The organism is Rhizobium sp. P1_E6 (genome assembly GCF_056405875.1).
Genome location: NZ_JBFUBG010000084.1, coordinates 18,728 through 29,211 on the forward strand (window position 1 = coordinate 18,728; position 10,484 = coordinate 29,211).

A 10,484-nucleotide genomic window follows, 5' to 3' on the forward strand; every position below is an offset into this window, starting at 1 on the left:
ACGGTCTTATCGATTTTCTACTTGTTGAGCGCGAGCCAAAGGCGGCGGCATGGGATTGTCTCCGGCCGCCGTGTTTAACCCGGCAATCAGAACAAACCGAAGGCGACTATGGCTCCCATGCTCTCAGGGCGGCATAGAGGCTGGAGGGCTCACGATCGATGCCCAGCCGGCCTGCCGCCTCAAGCAATGCCATGGCCTGCTTTTCGTCGAAAGGCGATTTCTCCATGAGAGTGAGGAATTTAGTCTCAAGCGCATCACGGGTGAGTGGGTTCAGCGGCTCCCCTCGCGGTGACAGCACTTCTTGCTGGTCGACTTGGCCCCTCCCCACGATCGTCACGCGCGCTGGGGTCGCTGCCGGAAAAGCGTGCTCATAATTCCTTGAGCTCACAAGCTTAATACGCCGGGCGAGTGCGACGACTGCGGCATCACCGAGATGTTCCTCCTTCAGTGGCAGCAGCGCCTGTTCGCCATGCACGAGCACCAGCGCCACGCAGAAGGGGATACTGTATTGTGCGGCCTCGCTCGTGGAGGGGTCCGGCAGGTTGGGCAAGGAGAGCGCCCGTTCGAAGGTTTCCACGAGGATCGTGTCGATGTCGAAGCTGCTTAGTGACATGCGAACCTGAAGGGTTAGCGCCCCGTCGATCGCAGCATGCGCCCAGCGGCAGCAACTGTAGAGTTTGAAATAGGCGCTCTCGATCGCCCATGCGTCTCCCGGTACTCCGACAAGGCGCTTCCTGGCGTAAGTACCGGCGTCATCCAGCATGTCGACCGGTCCTCGATGACCGGCATTAGCCAGCATCATAGCCTGGATGCCGTTCGCCGCCGCCCAGGGTATGCCTTCCTTCACCGTATGGCCGATGCGGGTGAACCCGGTTGCAGCCTGAGATGTCGATGTCTGGCCGGCGATCGCGATCGCGTGGCTCATGGCGTCCGCGGAAACTCCATAAAGCCACGCAGTTGCCGCCGCGACGCCGTATCCGCACCACAGACCGCTGTCGGTGGTTCGAAGCGCATCGATCTCGCGGGAGCTTGATACACGGACCGCCACTTCATAGCCAAGCGCGATGGCGGTGAGGGTCGTGTCCGCGTCTGCTCTGTTGTGCTCGGCGCAGGCCAGTACGGACGGAATGATGGCAGCGGCCGGATGGCCAGAGGCCTTCCTGTGGCCGTCGTCAAGATCGAGCGCGGCCGCGTAAGTCGCGTTGACGAAGGCGGCTCCAACTGCAGTCGAGCGCCGCCTGGAAAACCAGATGCTGCAGTCTCCGGGCCCCCAAATGAGCGGGGCGCCTTTCAGGGAAGCCTGTCCAGCTCTGGTTGCGGCTCCAGCCGCCGCTGCTCCGATTGTGTCGACAAGCGTTCGCCGGGTGGCGTCCAGCACGTGGGCCGGTGCGACCGAAACGGACGTGCACATCGTCGCAAGACGATCGATGACGAAGGCCGTCTCCCCGCGCCGGTTACTCTCACAGGTAGTAGTCAAGTTTCGAACATCCTCAGTTAGAGCCTAATTRCCTGAATGGTTGTGAATGTATAAATCCATATTGTGGATGTAAAACTTGTCAATACGAAATCGGAAGTGAGGGATTTCAGCCATGGATTTGGTGGAAAGCGGCCGGGTAAGGCCGGATCTGCGCGCGGGAGCTGCAATCAGCATCTTCGTCGATGGCCTGCGGGTACGCACCCGCCTGGGTGAAACAGTGCTGACGGCGATGCGGTCCGATCCAGGTCATGTCCGCAACTTTGAATTCATGGACGAAGTTCGTGCCGGCTTTTGCCTGATGGGTGCCTGCCAGGACTGCTGGCTTTGGCGCGAGGACGGCGAACGTCTTCGCGCGTGCACGAGCCTGGTCGATGCCGGCATGCGGCTCCTGACCCGATCGCCGGAGGCGCTGCGATGAACCCCTCTGAACCAGTTGTGATTGTCGGTGCCGGTCCGGCCGGCATCGGCGCAGCCAGGACGCTTGCCGATGCCGGCCTTCGGCCGGTCGTGATCGATGAAGGTCGATCTGCGGGTGGCCAAATATTCCGCAAGCCCGAGCCGGAGCTCTCGCGATCGCTCGGCGATCTCTACGGCTTCGATGCAAAGCCTGCTCAAGCGTTCCGCGCTGATGTGGCCGATCTCAAGGCGGTCGTCGAATACCATGCCGATACAACAGTCTGGAGCGCCGAACCCAGCGAACTCCATCTGGTAAGCTGCGGGCGCGCCTTCGTGCAGCGCTGGTCGCACCTGATCATCGCAAGTGGCGCCATGGATCGCGTCGTGCCGATGAAGGGCTGGACGGCTCCCGGTGTCTACAGTCTGGGCGGCGCGCAGATCGCCCTCAAGGCGGAGGCATCATTGATCGGCCGGACTGTCGTGTTTGCAGGCACTGGGCCGCTTCTCTACCTCGTCGCCTATCAGTATGCCCGGGCCGGAGCGATTGTCCCGGCCGTCCTGGAGACCGCAAAACCCTTCAACGATCTGTCGGCCCTGCCGGCACTGGCCTCCGGCGGCGCCACATTCGCCCGCGGGCTCTATTTTATTGCCTGGCTTCGAGCRCATGGTATTCCGGTGCTGACCGGTGTTGTTCCCGTGGAGGCGACGCGCGGGGGTGATGGCCGCGTGAATGGACTAGAGTTCCGCTGTGACGGCCGGGATATGTTCCTTGCCTGTGATGCGCTTGCCGTGGGGCATGGCCTGAAAGCGGAGACGCAGATCGCCGACCTCCTCGGCGTCGACTTCCAATTCAACGCACCGCAGAGGCAATGGCTGCCGAAGGTCGACATTGACGGACGTTCGTCACTCCCGAATGTCTATCTGGCAGGCGACGGCTCCTCTGTTCGAGGCAGCGTCATCGCCGCCGCGAGCGGCAGGCTCGCGGCTGCGGCACTGCTTCGGGATGTTTCACATGAGGAAAAAGGACCTTCAGAGCGCGACCGGGGCCTGGTCGGACGAGCGGCACGCTTTCGCAATGTTCTCGATCGCGTCTTCCCCTTTCCGTCGCACATCGCCGAAACACTGCCGGATGAGACGATGGTCTGTCGCTGTGAAGGCCTCACGGCAGGTGACATCCGCCGGACTGTGATCGAATCCGGCGAGTCGGACATCAATCGTATCAAAGCCTTCTGCCGGCTCGGCATGGGGCGATGCCAGGGACGCATCTGCACGCCGGCCGCCGCCGAGATCATTGCGGCAACTGCCCGGGTCGATATCAGTGCCGTCGGCCGCTTGCGCAGTCAGGCTCCGATCAAGCCGACGGCGCTCAAGCATCTCGCGGAGATCGGCCGATGAGTGCGTCCTTCGACATCGCGATCGTTGGCGGTGGTCTAGCCGGCTGCGCGGCGGCCCTGCACGGGCGTCGCATGGGCGCCTCTGTCATCCTGCTCGAACGCGGCCGTTGCGGAGCCCAGGCGAGCGGTGTCAACTATGGCGGTGTCCGCCAGCAGGGGCGCCACCCAGCGGAACTGCCCTTAGCCCGCCGTAGCCGTACGATCTGGGGCAATCTGCAGAGCCTGGTCGGCAGCGACTGCGAATTCAGAGCGACGGGTCATCTGAAGCTCGCGCGAAACGATGCGGACATGCATGACCTTGCAGCGCAAAGGGAGCTGCTTGGACGCCATGAGATTCATGCCGAAATTCTCGAACCAGCCGAGCTGCGCCTGCGCTTTCCGTATGTCGCGCCAATATACGCCGGAGGCTCCTTCTGCGCGGAAGACGGCCAGGCCAATCCCCGTCTGGTTGCGCCAGCCTTCGCCCGCGCTGCGCGTGCGCTCGGTGCCGACATTCGTGAACACTGCTCCGTCAAAGAGATCCGGGTGTCGGAGCAGGGATTTCTGCTTTGGCTGGCCGGAGATCCGTCACCCGTCAGGGCGCGACGGCTCATTAACACTGCCGGCGCCTGGGGCGCTGCGATCGCAGCATCGCTCGGCGACAAGGTCGAAGAGGCGGTGATGGCACCGAACATGTGTGTGACGGAGCCCATTGCACCCCTGATCGGCCCCAATCTCGGAATCTGCGGCGGCGGCATCTATATCCGCCAGACAGGGCAGGGAAGCGTCGTCTTCGGAAGCGGCCTCGGTATCGCCGACCGGCACAAGTTGAAGGCACGCCCGCTTGCGGAGGTTACACGCGAGGCGGCCAGGCTCGCAATCGCAACGGTCCCCGCACTTGCCGATGTCCTGCTCGTCAGGACCTGGACAGGCATCGAGGGCCGCATGCCGGACGGTCTGCCTGTCGTCGGGCCGAGCCCCAGACTAGACGGGCTTTTTCACGCTTTCGGCTTTTCGGGTCACGGCTTTCAGCTCGGACCCGCAGTCGGCGCCGTGCTGACCGAGCTTTGCCTTGAGGGGCACTCACCAACGGAGATCGATGGGCTTTCGATGAGCCGTTTCGAGAAGAGACCCGCCGCCTCGGACGCGGCAGGTCTGCATTCAGCCTGACAACCAACGAAGAGGGAACAGACATGCAGCATTTCATTTTCGGATTGCTCGGTGGCGCCATCGGGATCGCCGTCGCGCTCCAACCGAATCCGTCGGCGGCGACCGACCCGGCCTATCATCTTGCCGAAGCCGGGGTCCTGTCGGTCGCCATTACCGGCGACATGCCGGGACTGGTGGCCCGCGACGGCAAGCTTGCCGGATACGACGGCGATATCCTGCAGATTGCCGCCGAAAGACTCTCGCTGAAGATCAAGCCGGTGCCGATGGAATGGTCGGGAGCGATCGCCGCCGTCCAGACCGGTCGCGTCGACATTATCGGCGGCAATGTCGCCTGGACGAAGCAGCGCGCCGAAACGCTGTCCCTGACCGACCCGACCGGCTATTTCCAGAACGGCATCGCCTCGCCCAAGGAGGCGGGCTGGCATGCATTGAAGGACCTCGAAAACCGCAGGGTCGGATCGATGACCGGCTTCTCCTTCCTGCCGGAGCTTCGGAAGATAAAGGGCCTCGAGTTGTCGCTCTATGACAGCTCGGACGCGGCGCTCCGCGATCTTCTCGCCGGTCGCATCGAAGCACTCGTCGGCGACCCGCCTGTCATCGATTATGCAATCGCCAAGAATCCGGACTGGGGGCTCGTCAACCTTCCCTTCACCGACAACAATCCGGACTATCCGTTGCTGACCGGTCTCGGGCGGCAATATGTCTTCGGTCTGTCGAAAGAGAACGCGGCGCTCGCGGCAGCTCTCAGCGGGGAAATCCGTAACCTTTGGACCTCCTGCACTATCAACGCGATCGGCCAGCGCTACGGCAACGTCAGCCGAGCGAACTACACCCCGTCATCAGAGAACTTCCGGGTCGGTATCGATCGGCTGACCGATTGGACGCCGCCAGTCTGCGGGAAGTAGCCGCCGCGCGGCCGGGTAACCGGCCGCGTAAGTTCTTCTCATTGTTCAAGGAGGCGGACATGGCCACCGAATATCTTCTCCAGGTCACCGGTCTCGGCAAGGCCTATGGTCATCATACGGTTCTGACCGATGTGTCCTTTGCGCTCACACGCGGCGAACGGATTGCGCTCATCGGGCCGAGTGGCTCGGGCAAGTCGACCTGTCTCAGGGCCATCAACTATCTCGAACCTCCGACAGCAGGCGATATCCGCCTGGACGGTAAGGCGATCGGCAGCCGCGGAGATGGTCGTCGCATGAGCGATCTCGAGCTTGCGCCGCAGCGCGCCGAAATCGGTATGGTGTTCCAGCATTTTCATCTGTGGCCGCACCTGAGTGTTCGCGCCAATGTCTCGCTGCAGCCGCGAAAGGTGCGCGGCATGGCTCGGAGCCAAGCCTCTCGCATGGCGGAAGCGATGCTCGCGAAGGTACATCTTGATCACAAGGTCGACGAGATGCCTGGACGCCTGTCCGGTGGCCAGCAACAACGCGTGGCGATTGCCCGCGCGCTCGCCCAGCAGCCCAAACTCCTGCTCTTCGACGAGCCGACCTCGGCGCTCGATCCGGAGCTCGTCGGCGAGGTTCTAAGCGTCATCAAAGAACTGGCGGGAGAAGGAAGGGCGATGGTGCTCGTAACCCATGAAATCGCCTTCGCCCGCGAGGTTGCCGATCGCATCCTGTTCATGGACGGTGGTCGTATCGTCGAGCAGGGACCGGCGAAGGACCTTCTCGACAATCCGCAATCACCGCGCCTCAAGCAGTTCCTGGCGAGCCTGTCGCGGGGAGGGCGCCGCGATGGATAGCGCCCTTCTCGACAGAATTGCCGAAGCCCTGCTGATGGGCGTGTGGGTGACCTTCGAAGTCACGGCTGGAGCGTTGATCCTGGCGATTGTCATCGGACTTGGCCTCGCAACGATCGCCGTCCTGTCGAAGAGCCGCTGGCTTCATCTGCTGATCCGTTTCTATGTCGAGGCCCTGCGCAACGTTCCGAGCCTGACCTTCCTGTTTCTTCTCTATTTCGGGCTCGCGGCCGCTGGGATCAGGCTCTCTTCGATGGTCGCCGCGATTCTCGGTCTCGGCCTGATTGGCGGAGCGATCGCGGTCGATATTTTCCGTTCCGGCTTCCAGGCGGTTCCCCTCGGCCAGAAGGAGGCGGCCGCCTCGATCGGCCTCAAGCCGCTCGCGGCCTTCCGGTTCATCATCCTACCGCAGGGATTGCGGCTCGCGCTGCCGTCGCTTGGCAACTATGCCGTCGGCCTTGTCAAGGACACCTCGCTCGTTGCGGCGATCGCAGCGCCCGAGGTGATGTTCAACGCGCGTCAGTTGGTCAACGAAACCTTCGAGACCGCGCTGATCTATGGTTGTGCGGCAACCATCTATCTCGTTCTGACGATGGCAGTCGCCGGGTTGGTTTTCCTCGTGGAACGCAAGCTGGAGACCCACTGATGTTTTTTGTCGATACGATCCTCGCCAATCTCGGCGATTGGGGACCACGCATGCTGTCCGGTCTGCGCGGCACGCTGATGCTGACGGCCGGCGGCTTTACTCTCGCCTTTCTGCTCGCCCTCGTGCTCGAATTTCTTCGCTCACGCCGTCAGGCGGCACTACGCCTCATCGCCCGGATCTATATCGCCGTCGCACGCGGCATTCCGATCCTCGTCATGTTGTATCTTGTCTATTTCGCGCTGCCAGGTGCTGGTATCACTCTGCCGGCGGAACTGGCCGCGACCATTGGGCTTGCCGCCGCTTATGCCGCCTATCTCGCAGAAGTATTCCGCGCCGGGCTCGAAGCGATCCCGGTGGGCCAACGAGAAGCGGCGCTTGCGAGCGGATTGACACCCGTTCAGGCATTCCGTCTGATCCTGCTGCCGCAGGCGGTGCGCCACACGATCGCTCCACTCGTGATCAACCTGGTGTCGCTGTTGAAGGACAGTTCGATCGCCGCATTGATCGCCGTTCCCGAACTGACGTTGGTATCGCGGGAAATCATGTCGGAAAGCTTCCTGCCTCTGCAGGTGTTTACGCTGACAGCAGTTCTCTACTTCCTGCTCGCCTGGCCGGCGTCTCTTGCAGCCCGTTATATCGAGTGGCGCTTGCGCTTTCCGAAAACGAAGCGAAAATCCCAGGCGCCGGTCGATCGTCTGACCACGGCTTCGTCCTCTTCGTGACAGCCTCCAACATCGCGCCATCGATACCAAGCATTACGATCAGGAGATCATAGCGACTATGAAAAACTCATCATACTTCCCGAGGCAGTGGGGCGCGAAACATGCCCAAGGCGCTATACCGTAACGTTACAACAGCGGACGGTGTTGGCGAATCCCTGCCGAATTTTCGGTCCGCAGACGGATCGTCTGGTGCGAGCCGATGATGCCGCGCACCGCCAGCATAAGGCACCTCTTCGGCGCCATGATAGAGACAGCCTTCACGATATCAAGCGTTACGAGCTTGTTCCGGGTGTTTTCCTTCGGCGAACTCCTCGATGATCTTCGCGCAGAAGGCCGCGAGATCGTCCGGCTTGCGGCTCGTGGTTCCAGGGCGGTCACGAGCCTTCGCAGGGCATTGGGCTGCTATTGGTCTCGGCGCCATTTCCCGGGCGTATGGTTAATGGCAGCTGTGAGATGGATGGGTTGGCAAGGCCAGCGGATTATAGAGGGGAGGGGCGCGGTCGATCTGTCGCGTTTTCGTGATGARACCCAGCCGATAAATACATGCACCATAGTTGCCGCCGTAACCGACCGCGCCATTTGTCTGATCCGGACAACAATCCGACATGGAGAAAAACCGATGGCATCGAGCGAAGACCGAATCAGACAGCGCGCCTACGAGATCTGGGAACAGGAAGGCCGGCCCCATGGGGAGGACATGAAGCACTGGTTGCAGGCGTTTCAGGAAATCGCCGCGAGCGCCGACGCGGGCGGACAACCTGTCAAGAAATCTCGGTCGAAGAAAGCTGTCGCAGCGGATTTGCCTTCGAAGACAAAAGGTGCCAGCAAATCCAAAGGTGGCGCGCAGAGCGTTCCTACGACAGCCCGGCCGCCGAAATCAACCAAGGTCGCGAGCGCTACAAAGCACTGAAGAGCGGGTCCTTGGCCTGAGTCGCGCCGGCGAATTCGGCCGGCTGGTGGTGTTGCTTGAGCGGGGCGCCATTCAATGGCGCCCCGCGATGCATTGGGCTTGTCGAGAAGGAGATCCGCTCGGCTCAGAGCGATCTGACGTTCTCGGCCTTCGACTTGCCGGTCTTCCGATCCTGGCCAACGTCGAAGGACACGCTTTGTCCTTCCTTCAGCCCGTCACCGTACTGCAGCGCCGAGACGTGCACGAAAACGTCGGCACCGCCGTCGTCCGGTGTGATGAAGCCGAAGCCTTTGTCGTTGTTGAAAAACTTGACCTTGCCAGTTGGCATGAGAACCCTCGTGTGCTCACTGTTGATCGACGGCAATCTATCGCTCGCGATCTGTCATAGCAACCGATCTGCTATGAGCAGTTCAGTCAGCCTGCGTGCAGTTCCATTGCATGCGTTATAGCCACCGTTCTATGACGCATTTCGCGCTCCAAGACCTGGGCCGGGGGAGATAGATAAAGGTTCGGGCTGTTCCCGAAGGCCGGCCGTGCTGTCTGTTTTTGGAGCCCGTAAACGTCTTGAGGTCCGGGGAGGAGGTGCAACGCGCGCCAACGGTCTGTGGTTTTGCCTATACGAGCAGGCGGCCTGCCCGTCCGCTTCAGCCGGATATCGTGATCGGTGGGGGAAAAGCGGATGACGAGCAACGGTCAGTCAATGCCTGGCTTGAGCGGCCAAGGCTAGCCGCTGATCTCCTGATCCCGAGCCGTTGCCAGTTTTTCGACCGGGATGTCGAGCGCAAGCGCGATCGCTTTGCGACCCGGATCTGGCATGGCGTCCAGGCCAGCCCGAAGGCCATCCTGCCATGATTTTCCTCTTTCCCAAGCTTCCTCATAGGCATCGACCAGGATGTCGCTTTGGCGGGTCTCCACGAGCGCCTGTGCGAGCAAGGAGGCCTGATGAAGGTCCTTGTCGCGTTTTGCCCGTCCGAGGCCGTCTGTCGGCCGTCTGGATGAGACGATGAGTTTGTGGACGGCATAGCGTTCGGGAGCAGGCACGATCACACTGACGCCCTCCCTATGCAGCAACACAGTTCTGACAGGCTCGTAAATCAGATAGTCCAGAAAGCGCAGACTCTCTGCTGACGCTCCCCCGAGCGCTGGCATGGGGGAGGGCCGGCCTGCGTACTCGTCCGATCCTCTATTCCCCGTCAGGAATTCCACGCGATAACCTTTTGCGTTTTTGAAAGCGACGACCTTGGCCCTATCCGCCTGATGCGGGACGGCGCGGAAACCGGGATCGACCGACTGCAGGACTTCGATCACGGGAGGCAGACTGTCGCCGACCTCAGAGGAGATGGCGAAATCCTGTGCGTAATCCGCATCGACTTTCTGCATGGCGGATGACGGCATGCGAACGCCGAGCAAGCCCGGATAGCAGCTGAAGGCAACCGAGCCGATCAGCACCGCGCGCAGGCGAAAGAGACCGGCCTCGGCCAACGCCTTGGTTACATCGCCCGCGAACGGATCGGGACCAGCCAGGCCGGCACTGCGCTTGAGTGTGCCGACCAGGCGGCGACGCTCTTTGATGTCGTCCTTGATCTCTTTGTGCGCCTTCACGCGTGCGTTTATGTCTTCATCGCTTTGCGGTCCGACGTAACGACGCTTGTCGCCATGCTCAGTGGGAAGATCGAAATACCAATAATCCCTTCCCTTGACCGGAACCGTGACGAAGCGGCCCTCGAGTGGGAAGTCGGCCTGAAATTGCGCATCGAGCGAACGCTGTGCGAGCTCCGCAAACAGAGTTCGGTAGGAGAGATCTATCTGTTTCATACGGTACGCCAGCGCCATGTTATAATGGTTCGACAAAAACATTATAACACACCATCTTCGTGTCAAGGGAGATCGGATTCCACGCAACGTTTGATCGGTTATAAGGCTTTCGCAAATTCATTATAACCGATCTTCGAGATGGATGCCGACAGCGACGATGACCAACTGTTCAGGCCGGGGAAAGGGACAAGAGTAATATCCTCCAGGCGGGTGTTTTGCCGCAACGTCCCAGAT

At 61.4% G+C, this 10,484-nt stretch carries 11 protein-coding genes and 1 pseudogene; 8 read left to right on the forward strand and 4 right to left on the reverse strand.

The features are described 5' to 3' along the window. Positions 1-106: 106 nt before the first annotated feature. Positions 107-1,477, reverse strand: coding sequence for an MmgE/PrpD family protein (locus tag AC1D35_RS27930; RefSeq protein WP_477941165.1), 1,371 nt, complete (start codon positions 1,475-1,477; stop codon positions 107-109). 112 nt (positions 1,478-1,589) lie between these two features. On the opposite strand from AC1D35_RS27930, the gene AC1D35_RS27935 reads away from it, so the two are divergent. Genes AC1D35_RS27935 through AC1D35_RS27965 form a run of 7 tightly spaced genes read left to right on the forward strand, consistent with a single transcriptional unit; the run spans position 1,590 to position 7,525 of the window. Further along, on the forward strand, positions 1,590-1,895 hold the full coding sequence (locus AC1D35_RS27935) for a (2Fe-2S)-binding protein (RefSeq protein WP_477941167.1): 306 nt from the start codon (positions 1,590-1,592) through the stop codon (positions 1,893-1,895). Beyond that, positions 1,892-3,268, forward strand: coding sequence for an FAD/NAD(P)-dependent oxidoreductase (locus AC1D35_RS27940; RefSeq protein WP_477941169.1), 1,377 nt, complete (start codon positions 1,892-1,894; stop codon positions 3,266-3,268). Before AC1D35_RS27935 ends, AC1D35_RS27940 begins: the two co-directional genes overlap by 4 nt. Then, positions 3,265-4,416 (forward strand): NAD(P)/FAD-dependent oxidoreductase, encoded by a 1,152-nt coding sequence (locus tag AC1D35_RS27945; RefSeq protein ID WP_477941170.1) that lies wholly within the window; start codon positions 3,265-3,267, stop codon positions 4,414-4,416. The genes AC1D35_RS27940 and AC1D35_RS27945 overlap by 4 nt, the downstream gene beginning before the upstream one ends. A 23-nt stretch (positions 4,417-4,439) precedes the next feature. Further along, the gene (locus AC1D35_RS27950; protein WP_477941172.1) at positions 4,440-5,321 is read left to right on the forward strand and encodes a substrate-binding periplasmic protein; all 882 of its coding nucleotides are present in this window, start codon (positions 4,440-4,442) and stop codon (positions 5,319-5,321) included. A 59-nt stretch (positions 5,322-5,380) separates the two neighbouring features. Then, positions 5,381-6,160 (forward strand): amino acid ABC transporter ATP-binding protein, encoded by a 780-nt coding sequence (locus tag AC1D35_RS27955; protein ID WP_477941174.1) that lies wholly within the window; start codon positions 5,381-5,383, stop codon positions 6,158-6,160. Further along, positions 6,153-6,803, forward strand: a complete 651-nt coding sequence (locus tag AC1D35_RS27960) for an amino acid ABC transporter permease (RefSeq protein ID WP_477941175.1) — start codon at positions 6,153-6,155, stop codon at positions 6,801-6,803. Before AC1D35_RS27955 ends, AC1D35_RS27960 begins: the two co-directional genes overlap by 8 nt. Next, positions 6,803-7,525, forward strand: a complete 723-nt coding sequence (locus AC1D35_RS27965) for an amino acid ABC transporter permease (protein WP_477941177.1) — start codon at positions 6,803-6,805, stop codon at positions 7,523-7,525. The genes AC1D35_RS27960 and AC1D35_RS27965 overlap by 1 nt, the downstream gene beginning before the upstream one ends. Positions 7,526-7,790: 265 nt before the next feature. Here the strand turns inward: AC1D35_RS27965 and AC1D35_RS27970 are convergent. Beyond that, positions 7,791-7,901: pseudogene (locus tag AC1D35_RS27970) on the reverse strand (protease); the annotation flags it as partial. Positions 7,902-8,144: 243 nt separating this feature from the next. On the opposite strand from AC1D35_RS27970, the gene AC1D35_RS27975 reads away from it, so the two are divergent. Next, positions 8,145-8,435, forward strand: coding sequence for a DUF2934 domain-containing protein (locus tag AC1D35_RS27975; RefSeq protein WP_477941179.1), 291 nt, complete (start codon positions 8,145-8,147; stop codon positions 8,433-8,435). A 124-nt stretch (positions 8,436-8,559) separates the two neighbouring features. Here AC1D35_RS27975 and AC1D35_RS27980 read toward each other — a convergent pair whose 3' ends face one another. Together AC1D35_RS27980 and AC1D35_RS27985 are read right to left on the reverse strand one after the other, a co-directional pair. After that, positions 8,560-8,763: a cold-shock protein gene (locus AC1D35_RS27980; RefSeq protein WP_113310792.1), complete on the reverse strand. Its 204-nt coding sequence runs from the start codon at positions 8,761-8,763 to the stop codon at positions 8,560-8,562. A gap of 395 nt (positions 8,764-9,158) precedes the next feature. Beyond that, the gene (locus AC1D35_RS27985) at positions 9,159-10,250 is read right to left on the reverse strand and encodes a nucleotidyltransferase family protein (protein WP_477941181.1); all 1,092 of its coding nucleotides are present in this window, start codon (positions 10,248-10,250) and stop codon (positions 9,159-9,161) included. Positions 10,251-10,484: the final 234 nt, after the last annotated feature.

Coding starts and splice junctions, on each gene's coding strand:
- AC1D35_RS27935 (WP_477941167.1), top strand. CDS start 1,590: ATGGATTTGGTGGAAAGCGGCCGGGTAAGGCCGGATCTGCGCGCGGGA.
- AC1D35_RS27985 (WP_477941181.1), bottom strand. CDS start 10,250: ATGAAACAGATAGATCTCTCCTACCGAACTCTGTTTGCGGAGCTCGCA.
- AC1D35_RS27960 (WP_477941175.1), top strand. CDS start 6,153: ATGGATAGCGCCCTTCTCGACAGAATTGCCGAAGCCCTGCTGATGGGC.
- AC1D35_RS27945 (WP_477941170.1), top strand. CDS start 3,265: ATGAGTGCGTCCTTCGACATCGCGATCGTTGGCGGTGGTCTAGCCGGC.
- AC1D35_RS27955 (WP_477941174.1), top strand. CDS start 5,381: ATGGCCACCGAATATCTTCTCCAGGTCACCGGTCTCGGCAAGGCCTAT.
- AC1D35_RS27980 (WP_113310792.1), bottom strand. CDS start 8,763: ATGCCAACTGGCAAGGTCAAGTTTTTCAACAACGACAAAGGCTTCGGC.
- AC1D35_RS27965 (WP_477941177.1), top strand. CDS start 6,803: ATGTTTTTTGTCGATACGATCCTCGCCAATCTCGGCGATTGGGGACCA.
- AC1D35_RS27950 (WP_477941172.1), top strand. CDS start 4,440: ATGCAGCATTTCATTTTCGGATTGCTCGGTGGCGCCATCGGGATCGCC.
- AC1D35_RS27975 (WP_477941179.1), top strand. CDS start 8,145: ATGGCATCGAGCGAAGACCGAATCAGACAGCGCGCCTACGAGATCTGG.